Annotated in this window: 15 protein-coding genes and 1 pseudogene; 6 read left to right on the top strand and 10 right to left on the bottom strand. The window is 73.2% G+C overall.

Annotated features, from left to right (window positions below; all coding sequences use genetic code 11):
• Positions 1-21: 21 nt before the first annotated feature.
• Positions 22-1,242, bottom strand: coding sequence for an acetyl-CoA C-acetyltransferase (locus tag BLS70_RS05805; RefSeq protein WP_091764677.1), 1,221 nt, complete (start codon positions 1,240-1,242; stop codon positions 22-24).
• Between the two features lie 132 nt (positions 1,243-1,374).
• Complete coding sequence (locus tag BLS70_RS05800; protein ID WP_091764676.1) at positions 1,375-2,394, bottom strand: SGNH/GDSL hydrolase family protein; 1,020 nt, start codon at positions 2,392-2,394, stop codon at positions 1,375-1,377.
• 98 nt (positions 2,395-2,492) lie between these two features.
• Here BLS70_RS05800 and BLS70_RS05795 point away from each other — a divergent pair, with 98 nt between their 5' ends.
• Positions 2,493-3,836 (top strand): DUF2252 domain-containing protein, encoded by a 1,344-nt coding sequence (locus BLS70_RS05795; protein WP_255362256.1) that lies wholly within the window; start codon positions 2,493-2,495, stop codon positions 3,834-3,836.
• Here BLS70_RS05795 and BLS70_RS05790 read toward each other — a convergent pair.
• Genes BLS70_RS05790 through BLS70_RS20710 form a run of 3 tightly spaced genes read right to left on the bottom strand, consistent with a single transcriptional unit; the run spans position 3,802 to position 8,109 of the window.
• A complete protein-coding gene (locus BLS70_RS05790) occupies positions 3,802-4,623 on the bottom strand; it encodes an alpha/beta fold hydrolase (RefSeq protein ID WP_091764675.1) in 822 nt (273 codons plus the stop codon). The two genes, BLS70_RS05795 and BLS70_RS05790, sit on opposite strands and share 35 nt — an antisense overlap.
• A 29-nt stretch (positions 4,624-4,652) precedes the next feature.
• A complete protein-coding gene (locus tag BLS70_RS05785; protein WP_091764674.1) occupies positions 4,653-6,641 on the bottom strand; it encodes a VWA domain-containing protein in 1,989 nt (662 codons plus the stop codon).
• Between the two features lies 1 nt (position 6,642).
• Entirely contained in the window at positions 6,643-8,109 is a 1,467-nt protein-coding gene (locus tag BLS70_RS20710; protein ID WP_091764673.1) for a sigma 54-interacting transcriptional regulator, read from the bottom strand.
• 202 nt (positions 8,110-8,311) lie between these two features.
• Between BLS70_RS20710 and BLS70_RS05775 the strand changes: the two genes are divergently transcribed.
• Genes BLS70_RS05775 through BLS70_RS05765 form a run of 3 tightly spaced genes read left to right on the top strand, consistent with a single transcriptional unit; the run spans position 8,312 to position 12,219 of the window.
• Entirely contained in the window at positions 8,312-9,310 is a 999-nt protein-coding gene (locus BLS70_RS05775; RefSeq protein ID WP_091764873.1) for an ATP-binding cassette domain-containing protein, read from the top strand.
• Positions 9,307-10,113 carry an ABC transporter permease gene (locus BLS70_RS05770; RefSeq protein WP_091764672.1) on the top strand — a complete coding sequence of 269 codons (807 nt, stop codon included), beginning with the start codon at positions 9,307-9,309 and terminating at the stop codon, positions 10,111-10,113. The genes BLS70_RS05775 and BLS70_RS05770 overlap by 4 nt, the downstream gene beginning before the upstream one ends.
• Before the next feature lie 45 nt (positions 10,114-10,158).
• Positions 10,159-12,219 (top strand): M3 family metallopeptidase, encoded by a 2,061-nt coding sequence (locus BLS70_RS05765; RefSeq protein ID WP_091764671.1) that lies wholly within the window; start codon positions 10,159-10,161, stop codon positions 12,217-12,219.
• Positions 12,220-12,241: 22 nt separating this feature from the next.
• Here the strand turns inward: BLS70_RS05765 and BLS70_RS05760 are convergent, their stop codons facing one another.
• The 5 genes and pseudogenes from BLS70_RS05760 to greA all read right to left on the bottom strand — a co-directional run bounded on the left by BLS70_RS05760 (position 12,242) and on the right by greA (position 14,201).
• Entirely contained in the window at positions 12,242-12,469 is a 228-nt protein-coding gene (locus BLS70_RS05760; RefSeq protein ID WP_218122294.1) for an SCO0607 family lipoprotein, read from the bottom strand.
• 36 nt (positions 12,470-12,505) lie between these two features.
• The gene (locus BLS70_RS05755) at positions 12,506-13,057 is read right to left on the bottom strand and encodes a GNAT family N-acetyltransferase (protein WP_091764669.1); all 552 of its coding nucleotides are present in this window, start codon (positions 13,055-13,057) and stop codon (positions 12,506-12,508) included.
• A gap of 16 nt (positions 13,058-13,073) precedes the next feature.
• A pseudogene (locus BLS70_RS21600) lies at positions 13,074-13,334 on the bottom strand (GNAT family N-acetyltransferase); the annotation flags it as partial.
• A gap of 35 nt (positions 13,335-13,369) precedes the next feature.
• Positions 13,370-13,690, bottom strand: a complete 321-nt coding sequence (locus BLS70_RS05750) for an RNHCP domain-containing protein (protein ID WP_091764668.1) — start codon at positions 13,688-13,690, stop codon at positions 13,370-13,372.
• A gap of 7 nt (positions 13,691-13,697) precedes the next feature.
• Positions 13,698-14,201: a transcription elongation factor GreA gene (gene greA, locus BLS70_RS05745; RefSeq protein WP_091764667.1), complete on the bottom strand. Its 504-nt coding sequence runs from the start codon at positions 14,199-14,201 to the stop codon at positions 13,698-13,700.
• 244 nt (positions 14,202-14,445) lie between these two features.
• Between greA and mca the strand changes: the two genes are divergently transcribed.
• Together mca and BLS70_RS05735 are read left to right on the top strand one after the other, a co-directional pair.
• Positions 14,446-15,333: a mycothiol conjugate amidase Mca gene (gene mca, locus BLS70_RS05740; RefSeq protein WP_091764666.1), complete on the top strand. Its 888-nt coding sequence runs from the start codon at positions 14,446-14,448 to the stop codon at positions 15,331-15,333.
• Positions 15,330-15,659, top strand: coding sequence for a hypothetical protein (locus tag BLS70_RS05735; RefSeq protein ID WP_091764665.1), 330 nt, complete (start codon positions 15,330-15,332; stop codon positions 15,657-15,659). The genes mca and BLS70_RS05735 overlap by 4 nt, the downstream gene beginning before the upstream one ends.
• The last annotated feature ends 17 nt before the right edge of the window (positions 15,660-15,676 follow it).

The following is a 15,676-nucleotide window of genomic DNA, read 5'->3' as shown; positions in this document are numbered from 1 at the left end:
CACTGCCGGTCTAGCGCTGGGTCAGGACAGGCGCTCGATGACCATCGCCATGCCCATGCCGCCACCGACGCACATGGTCTCCAGACCGAAGGTCTTGTCCCGGGTCTGCAGGCCGTTGATCAGCGTGCCGGTGATACGGGCACCGGTCATGCCGAACGGGTGGCCGACGGCGATGGCGCCACCGTTGACGTTCAGCTTGTCGATGTCGATGTTCAGGTCCCGGTAGCTCGGGATGACCTGAGCGGCGAAGGCCTCGTTGATCTCGACGAGGTCGATGTCGTCGATGCTCATGCCCGCGCGCTTGAGCGCCAGCTTCGAGGCGTCGACCGGGCCGTAACCCATGATCTCCGGGGAGAGCCCGGTGACGGCGGTCGAGACGATGCGGGCCAGCGGGGTCAGGCCCAGCTCGGCGGCCTTGGTGTCGCTCATGACGACCACGGCGGCCGCCCCGTCGTTCAGCGGACAGGCGTTGCCGGCGGTGGCCCGGCCGTCGGGGCGGAAGGCCGGCTTCAGGCCGGACAGCCCCTCGACGGTGGTGCCGCGGCGCGGGCCGTCGTCCTGGCTGACCACGGTGCCGTCCGGCGTCGTGACCGGGGTGATCTCGCGCTCCCAGAAGCCGTTGTCGATCGACTCCACGGCCAGCTGCTGGCTGCGGGCGGCGAACTCGTCCATCTCCTGGCGGGACACGTCCTTGATCAGGGCGAGGTTCTCGGCCGTCTGGCCCATGGCGATGTAGACGTCGGGGATGTCGCCGCTCTCGCGCGGGTCGACCCACGTGTCGGCGCCGCTCTCGGCAGCCTTGGCGGCCTTGGCCTGCGCCTCGTTGAAGAAGGGGTTCTTCGTGTCCGGCAGGCCGTCGCTGTTGCCCTTCACGAAGCGGGACACCATCTCCACGCCGGCGGAGATGAACACGTCGCCCTCGCCGGCCTTGATGGCGTGCATCGCCATGCGGGTGGTCTGCAGCGACGAGGAGCAGTAGCGGGTGACCGTGGTGCCGGGCAGGTGGTCCATGCCCAGGAGGACGCTGACGACGCGGCCCATGTTGTAGCCCTGCTCGCCGCCGGGGAGACCACAGCCGAGCATCAGGTCGTCGACGTCACGCGGGTCGAGTGCGGGCACCTTGTCGAGCGCGGCGCGCACGATGGTGGCGGCGAGGTCGTCGGGGCGCAGGTCCTTCAGCGAGCCCTTGAAGGCGCGGCCGATGGGGGAGCGAGCGGTGGCGACGATGACTGCTTCGGGCATGAATCCTCCACGATGAGGGGGTCCGGCCGCGGTCGCCGGACGTCGGGTCACCCCTGAAACTACCCCCGCGTCTCGCGGCGCTATGAGCCGCGGCACACCGGCCGCCGGTCTGTGGCCCGCGTCACGGTGGTCTCAGGTGGTGGCCGGCTCCTGCTGCGCGGGCTCGGCCTGCCCGACGGCGGCGATCTCCGGGGGACGGCGGCGGCGCAGCAGCGCCCATCCGCCCCAGGGCTCCGCGCCGGGACCGGGCACCTCGGCGGGCTGCACCTCGCTGCCGGTACGGCTGGCGGCACGGGCCGCTGCGCTGGCGACCGGTCGCACGGTCTCGCGACGCAGCGTGCCGCGGCGCCGGTCGGCGGATGCCGGCCACACCCCGAGCGCGTCGGCGACCGACGGCAGGAGCACCGCGGCGGCGTGCGCGTAGCCGGCGGCGCTGGGGTGGAACTCGTCCCGGCTGAAGAGGCTGCGGTCGGTGGCGAAGGTGGGACCGAGCGCCGAGCCCAGGGAGACGGTGCGCCCGCCGGCCTCGACCACGGCGATGGTCTGCGCGGCGGCCATCTGCCGGCTCCAACGCCGGGCCAGGGTGCGCAGCGGCTGGCCGATGGGGCGGATCGTGCCGAGGTCCGGGCAGGTGCCGACGACCACCTCGGCGCCGGCGGCGGTCAGGCGGCGGACGGCGTCCCCGAGGTGGCGGACCGACACCGCGGGCCGGGTGCGGCTGGTGACGTCGTTGGCCCCGATCATGATCAGCGCGACGTCGGGCCGCTCGAGCAGCGCGGCGTCGACCTGGGCGTCGAGCTGGGGCGACTTGGCACCGGAGACGGCCAGCCGGGTGAGCCGGACCGGGCGCTCGGCGAGCTCGGCCAGTGCCGAGGCGATGAGGACCCCGGGAGTCCGGGCGGCGCGGTCGACGCCCAGGCCGACGGCGCTGGAGTCGCCGAGAACGGTGAAGGAGATGGGTGTGCCGCGGCCCCGGCCGTAGACGCCGTCGCCCGAGGGCGGGTCGGGCTGCCGCCGGGCGTCCACCCGGCGGCGCGCGGCCCGAGCCTCCTCGCGCAGCAGCGCGACCAGGGCGGCTCCGGCGAGGCCCACCCCGCCGCCGCCGTAGGCAGCACCGGTCGCCAGCCGGCGTGCTGTGCTCGCTCGGGTCACGGTGCCTCCCTCCGGTCGTCGTCCAGGTCGTCCGCGGTTCCGTCCACCGAGGTTATCGACCGCCTACGGTGCAACCTGTGGCCCTCTCCCCCCTAGGTGTGACCCAGTCCACAGACCTCGACGAGCGGGCCCGGACGATCGTCGACGTCCTGGTCGAGGCCTTCGCCGATCTGATGGAGGCCGACGCCGACGCCTTCCGCACGAAGTTCCGCAAGATGGCCGCCGACCCCTTCGCCTTCTACCGGGGTAGCGCCGTCCTGTTCTACGCGGACATGGCGACCACCGAGGACCGCTGGAGCGACGAGCGGACGTCGCGCGTGTGGATCCACGGTGACCTGCACGCGGAGAACTTCGGCACCTACATGGACGCGACCGGCCGCATCGTCTTCGACGTCAACGACTTCGACGAGGCCTACCTGGGCCACGTGAGCTGGGACCTGCGGCGGTTCGCGGCCAGCTTCGCCCTGCTGGCCTGGCGCAAGGCGTTCTCCGACGAGGTGATCGGCGAGCTGATCACCGTGTACCTCGACGCCTGGCTGGACCAGGTGGATGCGTTCACCCGCTCGGACGCCGACCGGGACTTCGCCCTCGTGGCCGGCAACACCGAGGGCGCCGTCCACGAGCTCATCCGCGCGACGGCCGGCCGCACCCGCCTGGGGCTGTTGGACCGGATGACGGTCGTCGAGGACGGCGAGCGGCGCTTCGCGGACAACAGGCGCAACCGCCGGCTCGAGGACGACGAGCGCGCCGAGGTGCTCGACGCCCTGGAGCGCTACAAGGCCACGCTGCCGCCCCGCCCGTGGCGGCGGGAGGTCGCCTACGACGTGAAGGACCTCATCGGCACGGGCGGCTTCGGCATCGGCAGCGCCGGGCTGCCCGCGTACAACGTGCTGCTGGAGGGCTACGACCAGGCGCTGGAGAACGACGTCGTCCTCTCGCTGAAGCAGGGCGCCGTCGCCGCGCCGAGCCGGATCGTGGACGACCCGGAGGTCCGCGGGTACTTCGAGCACGAGGGGCACCGGACGGCGGTGAGCCGCCGGGCGCTGCAGTCGCACGCCTCCCAGTTCCTGGGGCACACGGTGATCCGCGGCAGGGGCTTCGTCGTCGCCGAGCTGTCGCCCTACGAGCTCGACCTGGACTGGGACGACCTCACCGAGCCCGCCGACATCCGGCCGGTGCTCGAGCAGCTCGGCCGGGCGACGGCCAAGCTGCACTGCGTCGGGGACGCCGACAGCGACCACACGCTGGTCCCGTTCCAGACCGAGGAGGCGATCGTGACCATGCTCGCGGGGCGCCGGGACGAGTTCGTCGCGGACCTGGTCGAGTTCGCGCACGGCTACGCGCGGCGCACCCAGGAGGACCACCGCCACTTCGTCGACGCCTTCCGGGCTGGCGCCATCCCCGGCATCAGCTCGAGCGGGGAGCAGCCGAGGGCCCGCTGAGCGCGGCCGGGAGATCGGCGGCGAGCCGCTCGGCCAGGTCCGCGGGTTCCCACCGGTGCCCGCTCCCGCGGACGTGCCCGCGCGCGGCACGCGGGAGGGCGCGGACCAGCGCGTCGGCGGCGTCGGCCATGAACGGGAAGGTGTCGGTGCCCAGCAGCACGAGGACGGGGACGTCGACCGCCGCCCACAGCTCCGCCCGGGGAGCCGACTGGGTCCAGGCCAGCGCTTCGGCGTCGGCCTCGAGGGTGGGGGCCATGCGCTCGTACAGCGGCCAGCGGGGGCCGCTGCGCATGGACCGGAACCACTCCGGCGGCATGCCGTCGGTGTAGAGCCGCCAGACCGCCTCCGGGTCGCCGGTACCGACGCACGCCCGGACCGCGTCCAGGTAGGCAGCGCCGTCGGTGCCGCACTCCTCGCCGAGGGGCACCTCCCACAGGGAGAGCCGCTCGACCCCGGGCAGCGCGGCGGCGGCGGCCAGGGCGATGGCGCCGCCGGACGAGCTGCCGTGCAGCCACGCCCGCCCACCGACGGCGTCGACGAGCGCGCCGATCGCCGTGACCTCCCGGGCCAGGCCGAAGGGTGGCTCGCCGCCGCTGTCGCCCCGGCCGGGCCGGTCGTAGTGCACGACCTCGAAGCCCCGCCGCGCGAGCTCGCCGGTCAGCTCCCGGGTGTCCGGATCGACGGCGCGGAACTGGCCGGCGCCGCCGATCAGCACCAGCGGCTGACCGGCACCCACCCGGTCGAAGGCGATCCGGGTGCCGTCGGGGGCCTGCACGTGCTCGGTCATGTGCTGCAGACCGCGCGCGGCGCCGGATCTCAGCGGCTGCGACGTCCCTTCCGCGCGCGGAGGTAGTCCGCCACCACGAACTCGCCGAGCCGGTCGCTGTCGGGCGTGAACACCCGGCCGCCGGCCCGCTCGGTGAGGTCGTGGACGAAGTGCACCAGCCCGGGGTCGGGGTCGAGGGCGAACACGTTGACCGTCGCCCCTGACCGGGCCACCCGCTCCACCTCGGCGACGGTGCGGGCGATCGTCTCGGGCATCGGGGGCCAGCAGAAGAACGGCGTCCCGTCGTCCTCCAGGTGCGCCGTCGGCTCGCCGTCGGTGACCACCAGGACGACCGGCTCGGCGTCGTGGTGCTTGGCCAGGAACCGCCGCGCCAGCATGAGGCCGTGCTGCAGGTTGGTGCCCTGCAGCGTGTCCACCGAGAGCTCCGCGAGGGTCGAGGGCGCCAGCACCTGGGCGGTGGAGGCGAACCCGATGATCTCGATGGCGTCCTGCGGGAACCGGGTGGTGACCAGCGAGTGCAGCGCCATCGCCGTCGACTTCGCCGCGCCCCAGGTGCCGCGCAGTGCCATGGAGTAGGAGAGGTCGACCAGTAGGGCGACCGCCGCGCCGGTGCGCCGCTCGGTCTCCACCACCTCGAAGTCCTCGACGGCGATGCGGACGCGGCGGTCGTGCTCGCCGCGCGGCTCGTGCGCCGTCCGCAGGACGGCGTTCTTCACGGTGCGGACGACGTCGAGCGGCTGCTCGTCACCGAACCGCCACTCCCGCGAGCTGCCGGTGAGCTCGCCGGCCGAGCCCGCGTCGGCGACGTCGTGGTCGCCGCGGCCGGCGGACTCCAGCTGGGCGAAGACCCGCTTGAGCGCCGTCGCCCCGAGCCGGCGCACCGCCTTGGGGGAGAGCTCCAGCTTGCCGCCGGAGCGGTTGAGGTAGCCCTGTCGCTCGAGCTCGATCTCCATCTGCCGCAGGGCGGCGAGGTCGTCGACGGCGGGCCGGCCGAGTGCCCGCTCGAGCAGCTCCTCGTCGATGTCGGCGAGGGAGGCGCCCGCGTAGCCCTGGGAGAGCTGGTTGGACAGCGCCTCGAGGTCGGCGAGCTCGGCCACGGCGGACGTGGCGTCACCCATGCCGAGGGCCTGCTCACCGTCGGGCACCTGGCCACGCCGGCCCCACGGGAGGTCGGGGCGGGCCTGACGCAGCGCGTCGCCGAGGTGCGCCATCTCGCTGGCCAGCCCCATGTCCTCCATGGTCTGGGCCATGAGGTCGGCCAGCTCGGCCCGCTGCTCCGGCGACAGGCCGGCCATCATGCGTTCCTGGGCGGCGGCCCGGCGGGCGAGGGAGTCGATGAGCTCCTCCACCGTCTGCGGATCGTCGGGGAAGAACTGGCCGTGCTTCTCCATGAAGTCGGCGAAGCGCTCGTCGGTGTCCTCGCCGCGGTTGTGCGCGTCGACGAGCTGGGAGAGGTCGGCAACCATGTCCTTGATCGCCTGCATGTCCTGCTCGCCGGCGTTCTCCAGGGCCTGCTTCATCGAGGCGAAGGAGCTGTCCAGCACCTCCTTGCGCAGCAGGTGCTGGATCTGGTCGTAGGCCTGCCGCGCCTCGTCGGAGCGCCACTGCCAGTCCTTGAGCGCTCGCACCGCACCCGCCGTGTCCTCGGGCAGGGCGTCGAGCTCGCCCTCGGCCAGCCGGGCGGCGTCGTCCGGGTCCGGGAACAGCGCCCGGCGCTCGGCCTCGACCGCCTTGTCCAGCAGCTCCCGGACCTCCTGCAGCGTGCCGTCCATCCGGCCGGCGGTCCGCGCCTTGCGCAGCCGCTCGCGCACCGAACGCCGCAGCTCGTCGAGGCCGCGGCGGCCCTCCGCCCCGCGGCGCAACAGCTCGCGCAGCGCCTCGCGCACGCCGCTGCCGCCCAGGACGGAGTCGCCGATCTCGTCGACGGCGTTGCCGAGGTCGTAGGGCGGCGCGAGCGGGTCGGGCCCGCCGCGCCAGCGTCCGTAGCGGTACCCCTTGGGTCCGCGCCGGGTGGTCATCTCAGGCCCCGTAGATCGTGCGGCCGCCGTCGGTGTCCTTGGCCAGCCGCCGGGTCAGGTACAGGCCCTCCAGCGCGAACTCCACCGCGGCCGCGGCCTGCTCGGCGGACTGGTCCCCCTCGGGGACGCCGAGGCGGCCCAGCAGCTCGGCCAGCTTCGGGATGGTGCCCAGCTGCCCGAGCAGGGCCGGTGCGCTCACCAGCTCGCCGGACTCGACGGTCTCCCCGCCGGTGAAGTGCTCCTGCAGGCCGGTGAGGTCCAGCCCGGCGCACCGCGCGCGGAAGGTCTGCGCGGTGGCCTGCCGCAGCAGGTGGTCGAGGATCTCCAGCTCGCGGTCGTCGTCGTTGTCGCTGCCGGAGTCCGAGAACTCGACCTTGCCGCGGCTGGCCGGGACGACGCTGGGCAGGTCGACCACGCGGGCGACGGGCCGGGTCTCCCCGGCGATGGCCGCGCGGCGGACGGCGGAGGCCGCCACGGTCTCCAGGCCGGCGATCGCGAACCGCGCGCTGACGCCCGAGCGCTGGTCGACGTGCGTGGACTCGCGGACCAGCCGGGTGAAGCGCGCGACGATCTCGACCAGGTGCTCCGGGACGAGGGGAGCGGTCAGGCCGTCTCCGCCCAGGGTGGAGGTCTGCGCCTCCTGGTGCAGCAGGCGGATCTCGTCGGCGAGCTCGATCGGGTAGTGGGTGCGCACCTCGGCGCCGAAGCGGTCCTTGAGCGGGGTGATGATCCGGCCGCGGTTGGTGTAGTCCTCGGGGTTGGCGCTGGCGACCAGCAGCAGGTCCAGCGGCAGCCGGACGCGGTAACCACGGATCTGGATGTCGCGCTCCTCGAGCACGTTGAGCAGCGCGACCTGGATCCGCTCGGCCAGGTCGGGCAGCTCGTTGACGCTGAAGATGCCGCGGTTGGTGCGGGGGACCAGGCCGTAGTGGACGGTCTCCGGGTCGCCGAGCGTGCGGCCCTCGGCCACCTTGATCGGGTCGACGTCGCCGATGAGGTCGCCGACGCTCGTGTCGGGGGTGGCCAGCTTCTCCCCGAAGCGCTCGCTGCGGTGCAGCCAGCCGACGGGGGTCGCGTCGCCGTGCTCGGCGATCTGCCGGTGGGCCCAGACGCTGATCGGCGCCAGCGGGTGCTCGTTGAGCTCGCTGCCGGTCAGCACGGGCGTCCACTCGTCGAGCAGCCCCACGAGCGTGCGGATCAGGCGGGTCTTGCCCTGGCCGCGCTCGCCGAGGAGCACGAGGTCGTGGCCGGCGATGAGGGCCCGCTCGACCTCGGGCAGCACGGTGTCCTCGAAGCCCACCATGCCGGGCAGGCTGGGCTCGCCGCGGCCGAGGCGGGCGAGCAGGTTGGCGCGGATCTCGGCCTTGACGGGGCGGGGCACGGCGCCGCTCGCGCGCAGCTCGCCCAACGTCGTGGCAGCGGGGGAAGGGGTGGTCGGTCCGGCTGCGACGCCGGCGGTGTCCGTCACCCCAGGAACGGTACGACGACCACGGCGGCAACGGGAGGCTCGAGCTGCTCACCGCCCTGCCCGGACAAGGGCACCGATGACTCCCGGGTCCGGTCCCGGTCGTGGTCGGCATGCAACCGCAGCGCACCGCCCCGCCTCCGAGCCCGCGCCGGCCGCGCCGGCCGTCCCCGAACTGTCGGTACCCGGTCCTAGCGTGGCCGGCATGAGCGACGCGATCGTGGTCGAGGGGCTGGTGAAGCGCTACGGCGCGACCACCGCACTCGCCGGGGTGGACCTGACCGTGGCCGAGGGGTCCGTGCTCGGGCTGCTGGGCCCCAACGGCGCGGGGAAGACCACGGTGGTGCGCATTCTCAGCACCCTGCTGGTGCCCGACGAGGGCCGGGCCGAGGTGGTCGGGCTCGACGTGGTCCGCGACGACGACGCCGTGCGTGCCGCCATCGGGCTCACCGGCCAGTACGCCGCGGTCGACGAGTACCTGACCGGCTACGAGAACCTGGAGATGGTCGGCCGCCTCTACCGGCTCTCCAAGGCCGAGGCGCGGAGCCGGGCCGGCGAGCTGCTGGAGCGGTTCGACCTGGCCGCCGCGGCCGGCCGCCCGGCCAAGACCTACTCCGGTGGCATGCGCCGCCGGCTGGACATCGCCGCCTCGCTGATCAACCGGCCGCGCGTGCTGTTCCTCGACGAGCCGACCACGGGTCTCGACCCGCGCAGCCGGCTGGCGATGTGGGACTTCATCGCCGAGCTCGCCGACGGCGGCACGACGATCCTGCTGACCACCCAGTACCTCGAGGAGGCCGACCGGCTGGCCGACCGGATGGTGGTCATCGACCGCGGGCAGGTCATCGCCCGCGGCACCGCCGACGAGCTCAAGGCGCAGGTCGGCGGCCAGCGGCTGGAGCTCACGGTCACCGACGCGGCGGTGCTCCCGGCGATGGTGGAGGCGCTGCGCCCGCTGGCGGTCGACGAGCCGCTGGTCGACGTCCAGGCCAAGCGGCTCTCGCTCCCGGTGAGCGGCGGCGCCGAGGTGCTCGCCGAGGCGCTGCGCCGGCTCGACGGCTCGATCCACCAGATCTTCGACGTCGGCCTGCGCCGGCCGGACCTGGACGACGTCTTCCTCGCCCTGACCGGGCGCGTGGCCGACGACGTCCCGACCGACGACGAGCAGCCGGCCGAGCCGGTTCCCACCGGAGGAGCCCGATGAGCAGCATCGCCGCGACGCTGTCCGACAGCGCGGTCATCGCCAAGCGGAACCTGATCAAGGTCAAGCGCGTGCCGGACATCGTCGTGTTCGCGACCCTGTCGCCGATCATGTTCGTGCTGCTGTTCCGGTACGTCTTCGGCGGCGCGATCGCGCTGCCCGAAGGCACGAGCTACGGGGAGTTCCTGCTGCCGGGGATCTTCGCCCAGACGATCGTTCTGGGCAGCACCACGACCGGCGCCAGCCTCGCCGAGGACCTGCAGAAGGGGCTGATCGACCGGTTCCGCTCGCTGCCGATGTCCCGGTCGGCGGTGCTCATCGGCCGGACGGTCGCCGACGCCGGCCTCAACGTCATCTCGATCACCGTGATGGCGCTGACCGGGCTGGTCGTCGGCTGGCGGATCAACTCGTCGTTCGGCGAGGCCGTCGCCGGCTTCCTGATCCTGCTCGCCTTCGCCTTCGCGATCTCCTGGCTCATGGCCATGGTCGGGCTGCTGGTCCGGACGCCGGAGGTGGTGAACAACGCCAGCTTCATCGTCATCTTCCCGCTGACGTTCGTGGCCAACACGTTCGTCCCGCTGGAGAGCCTCCCCACCGTGCTGCGCACCTTCGCGGAGTGGAACCCGGTCTCCTCGGTGGTGCAGGCGGCGCGCGAGCTGTTCGGGAACACCTCCCCGCTCGCTCCGGCTCCGGAGGCCTGGTCCTTGCAGAACCCGGTGGTCTACACCCTGATCTGGGTGGTGGGGATCCTGGCGGTGTTCGTCCCGCTGTCGGTACGGACCTACCGCCGCACGGCCGGCCACTGACCGACGCCCGGTGGGTCGGAGCGGCATGGCGCAGGATGGGCGGCGATGAGTGCCGTTGAGAGCTCGCCGGTGACCCCTGCCAACCCGCTGTTCGTGCCCTCGCCGCTGCCCTTCGGGCTGCCGGCGTTCGGCGACATCACGCCCGAGCACTGCCGTGAGGCTCTGCTGGCGGGGATGTCCGAGCAGCGCGCCGAGGTGGCGAGCATCGTGGGCGCAGACGTTCCGCCCGGCTTCGAGAACACCGTCGTCGCCCTGGAGCGCTCGGGGCGGCTGCTGGCACGTGCCTGGAGCGTCTTCGGCAACCTGACCTCCTCGGTGTCCTCGCCGCGCTTGCGGGAGATCGAGCGCGAGATCGCACCGCTGGCGGCCGCCCACTCCGACGCGCTCCGGCTGGACCCGGCGCTCTTCGGGCGCATCGCCGACGTGCACGCCCAGCGCCACGAGCTCGGCCTGGACGAGGAGTCGGTGCGGCTGGTGGAGCGCTACCACCTGGACTTCCTGCTGTCGGGCGCGCAGCTCGACGACGCGGGTCGTGGCCGGCTCACCGAGCTCAACCAGGAGCTCTCCGGGCTGACGACGACGTTCGGGCAGAACGTCCAGCTGGCCATGGAGGCCGCGGCCGTGCACGTCGACGACGTCGCGGAGCTCGACGGGCTGGGCGCCGAGGAGGTCGCCGCGGCGCGGACCGCCGCGGCCGACCGCGGACTCGAGGGCTGGCTGCTCCCGCTGCTGCTGCCCACCCGCCAGCCGGTGCTGACCAAGCTGCGCAACCGGGACCTGCGCCGCCGGGTGCACGAGGCGTCGGTGAACCGCGCGGCCTCCGGCGAGCACGACAACGGGCCGGTGGCGCTGCGCATCGCGACCCTGCGCGCCGAGCGGGCCCGGCTGCTCGGCTTCGACACCCACGCCGACGTCGTGCTGGCCGACCAGACCGCCCGCACCACCGAGGCCGTCGACGCGATGCTCGCCTCGATGGTGCCGGCGTCGGTGGCCAACGCCGAGGCCGAGGCGGCGGTGCTCGCGGAGTACGCCGCGCGGGACGGCGTCGAGCTGGCGCCGTGGGACTGGTCCTTCTACAGCGAGCAGGTGCGGGCCGAGCGCTACTCCGTCGACACCGCCGCGCTGCGCCCCTGGTTCGAGCTGGACCGGGTCCTGGTCGACGGGGTCTTCCACGCCGCCGAGCTGCTCTACGGCTTCCGGTTCACCCTGCGCCCCGACCTGGCCGGCTACCACCCCGAGGTGCGGGTGTGGGAGGTCACCGACGCCGACGGGACGGCGCTGGGCCTGTACCTGGGCGACTACTTCGCCCGCGAGGGCAAGCGCGGCGGCGCCTGGATGAACTCCTTCGTGACGCAGTCGCGGCTGCTCGGCACCTCGCCCGTCGTCGTCAACAACCTCAACGTGTCCCGTCCGCCGGACGGTCAGCCGGCCCTGCTGACCCTCGACGAGGTCGACACGCTGTTCCACGAGTTCGGGCACGCGCTGCACGGGCTGAGCTCGTCGGTCACCTACCCGCGCTTCGCCGGGACCAGCGTGCCGCGCGACTTCGTCGAGTTCCCGAGCCAGGTCAACGAGATGTGGGCGATGTGGCCGGAGGTCCTGAGCCACTACGCGCGGCACGTCGACACCGGTGAGCCGCTGCGAGCCGAGGTCGTCGCGGCGGTCGACGCCGCCCGCCTCTGGGGCGAGGGGTTCGCGACCCTGGAGTACCTGGCCGCGACGCTGCTCGACCAGGCCTGGCACCGGGTGACGCCCGACGCCTCGATCACCGACCCGGCGGAGTTCGAGCGGGCCGCCCTGGAGAAAGCCGGTGTCGCGTCGGACCTCGTGCCGCCCCGCTACCGGACGACGTACTTCAACCACGTCTTCGCGGGCGGCTACTCGGCCGGCTACTACTCCTACATCTGGTCGGAGGTGCTCGACGCCGACACGGTGGAGTGGTTCAAGGAGAACGGTGGGCTGAGCCGGGCCAACGGTGACGCCTTCCGGCAGAAGCTGCTCGCCGTCGGGGGCTCGGTCGATCCGCTGGCGGCGTTCCGCGCCGTCCGCGGTCGGGACGCCGACCCGGCTCCGTTGCTCCGCCGCCGAGGCCTGGCCCCGGCCTGAGCCGGGTCCGGGCGGAGCGCCCTCAGTCGGGGTAGACGTCGTCGACGAACTCCGGGACCTCTCCGGCGGGGAAGCGCTCGTAGCCGGCCGGTGGCTCCTCGCCGTCCGGGACGCACGCCATACCGCCGTCGGTGGACTCCACCGTGCGGACCGGGTACTCGCCGGAGCTGCAGACCCGTTCCTGCGGGGAGCAGCCGCTCGCGCCGAGCGCCGCCGCGAGGGCGAGCACGGTCACCACGGTCCTCGGCACGGCGTCCAACCTACGGATGTCGCGCGCCGGCATCGGTCAGGCCAGGCGGGCGTGGAGATGCATGTCGTGCCAGCCGTCCTGGTGCAGTCCGGCTCGCCGCTTCGTGCCCTCGAGCGCGAAACCGGCCTTCTGGGCCACCCGGCACGAGGCGTGGTTGTGGGTCGAATGCTGGAGTTCGAGGCGCTGGAAACCGAGGTCGAAGGCCCAGGCTGACACCGCCTGGACGGCGTCCGGCGCCACACCGGTACCGCGCGCCCAGGGAGCCGTCCAGTAGGTGATCTCGCCCTGACCGCCTTCGAGCACCAGCCGGCTCAGCGTGACGCGACCGACCAGCACGTCGTCCCGCACGACCGCCCAACCGGCCCGCGAACCCGTGCGCCAGAGGTCCGCCCATCGCCGGGCGTATCCCTCGGCTTCATCGGCATCGAGGGACTCGCAGTGCCAGCGCTGGACCGCTTCGTCGGCGTAGACGTCGAGCAGGGCCGGCGCGTCGTCGTCGCGCCACGGACGGAGGACCAGGTCGCCGGCCGGCAGCGTGGGCTGCTGCTCGGGAAGTCCGGAGAGCACGGGCGGGACGAGCGCAGGCATGCGCGCAGGCTAGGACGTCTCTCCCGATGCGCGAGACCTCCTCGAGCAATCGGCGCCCGAGCCCGTGGCCGCGCAGCGGCGCCGCCACCGCGATCGCCTTGATGACGAAGCCGTCCACGGTCTCGCGCCCGATCGCTGCAGCAACCGGTTCGTCGTCGATGTACAGGACCACAGCGGGTACGGACGCCACGAGGTCATGTGCTGCCACCGGGGATGCACTCCCCACGGCGTCCTGGAGCAGTTCGGCGACCCGCGTCCGCGCTCGCGCGGGGACCATCTCCGCCCGCGTGCTCGAGAGACGGCCCGCGTCCGTCACAGCCAGGGAAGGGCGAGCACCAGGTCCAGGTCGTCGGGGGCGTGGCCGTCGCGGACCAGCCGGTTGGGCTGGCGGTGGCCGCACGCCGTGCAGCGGTGCACCACCTGCCAGCCCTTGCCCGACTTCTCCACCAGCCCGATGGGCTCCATGGGCTGCCGGCACTCGCTGGCCCGGTCGCCCGGGAGCTCGTCGACGTGCAGCGACCACAGGCAGTAGGGGCAGTGGTTGCGGTAGTGCCCGTCGGTGTTGGCGGGCACCGGGAAGGCGCAGTGGACGCAGGCGAACCCGGTGTTCTCTGCCTGACGGGAGCGGGTCACCGAGGGGTCAGGGGACGAACGGCTCGACGCCCACGACCTCGACGGTCATGTCGCGGCCGTTGGGGGCCTGGTAGGTGACCGTGGCTCCGGGAGCGGCGCCCATGATCGCCGCGCCCAGCGCCGACTCGGGGGAGTAGACGGCCAGGTCCGTGGTGCCGGCGATCTCGCGGGAGCCCAGCAGGAACTTCTCGGTCTCGTCGTCGCCGGCGAACTTGATGGTGATGACGGTGCCCAGCGCGGCGTTGGTCGCCGTCGCCGGCGGCTCGCCGACCCGCGCCTTGCGCAGCAGATCGGTGAGCTGGCGGATCCGCCCCTCCTGCTTGCCCTGCTCGTCCTTGGCGGCGTGGTAGCCACCGTTCTCCTTGAGGTCGCCCTCCTCGCGGCGGGCGTTGATCTCGGCGGACATCGCGGGGCGGTTCGCCACCAGCTGGTCGAGCTCGCCCTTGAGCCGGTCGTAGGCGTCCTGGGTCAGCCAGACGCCCTGGTCCTGCTGGTCAGTGGGGGTGGACACGACTACTCCTGAAAATTCGGGAGGCCGCCCCCGATCGGGGACGGCCGCTGGTCGAACGGCCAAGCTAACACCGCGGCCGGGCCGCGTGCACGAGCCGAACACGCTCCCCGGGATACGGAACCGTAGCGGCCCCGGAGTGACGAGGCACACATGTCCCCCGTCCGGGGGCACCGACCTGCACCGTTGCGCCACGGCCGTCGGCGGGGCCCGGCGGCTCCCGCCGGGGACGGGGGACAATGCACCGGTGACCCGACCCGACCAGCTGCGCCTGCTCGCCGTGCACGCCCATCCGGACGACGAGTCGAGCAAGGGCGCCGCCACCATGGCCAAGTACGTCGCCGAAGGCGTGCGCGTCATGGTGGCCACCTGCACCGGCGGTGAGCGCGGCTCCGTGCTCAACCCCGCGATGGACCGTCCCGAGGTCTGGGAGCGGCTGCCCCAGATCCGCGTGGAAGAGATGGCCAGGGCCCGCGAGATCCTCGGGATCGAGCAGGAGTTCCTCGGCTTCGTCGACTCCGGGCTGCCCGAGGGCGACCCGCTGCCGCCGCTGCCGGAGGGGTGCTTCGCGCTCGTGCCGCTCGAGGAGGCGGCCGCGCCCCTCGTGGAGCTCATCCGCCGGTTCAAGCCGCAGGTGATCACCACCTACGACGAGCGTGGCGGCTACCCCCACCCCGACCACATCAAGACGCACGAGATCTCGGTGCACGCTTTCGAGGCCGCCGGTGACCCGGACCGGTACCCGGAGCTCGGCGAGCCGTGGCAGCCGAGCAAGCTCTACTACCACATGAGCTTCACGCTGCCCCGGACGAAGGCGCTGCACGAGGCGATCCTGGCCACCGGCGCCGAGTCGCCCTACACCGAGTGGCTGGCCAACTGGGACCCCGCCCGCGACCTGAGCCACCGGGTGACCACGCGGGTGCCGTGCGGTGAGTACTTCGAGGTCCGCGACGCCGCCCTGATCGCGCACGCCACCCAGATCGACCCGCTGGGCCGCTGGTTCGCCTGCCCGATCGACACCCAGCGGGAGATCTGGCCGACCGAGGACTACGAGCTCGCCCGCTCGCTGATCGACGCCCCGACGCCCGAGGACGACCTGTTCGCCGGGCTGCGCAGCGAGGTGGGGGTCCGATGAGCACCGACGTCGTCACCGTTCTCGCCGCCGCGGAGCAGGAGCTGCCGGAGGACATCGGCAAGGCCGGCCCTCTGGGCCTGCTCCTGATCGTCGTCCTCCTCATCGCCGTGGCCCTGCTGGTGAAGTCGATGGCGGGCCACCTGAAGAAGGTGCCCCGCAGCTTCGACCCCCACGACGCCGTGCCCGAGGTGCCGGACACCCCGGCCGAGCTGGTCGATCCCGCACCCGGGGAGGAATTGCTCGACAGCCTGCGCCGGCGGCCACTGGCCATCGAGCCACCCCGGAACGACGGGAGCCGGCCGGAGGGCCCTGCAGCGCAGGGCTGACCCCGGCCGGCCGGTGC

Source organism: Blastococcus aurantiacus, assembly GCF_900102425.1.
GTDB classification, from domain to species: Bacteria; Actinomycetota; Actinomycetes; order Mycobacteriales; family Geodermatophilaceae; genus Blastococcus; species Blastococcus aurantiacus.
This window is presented reverse-complemented; position numbering and strand designations above follow the sequence as displayed.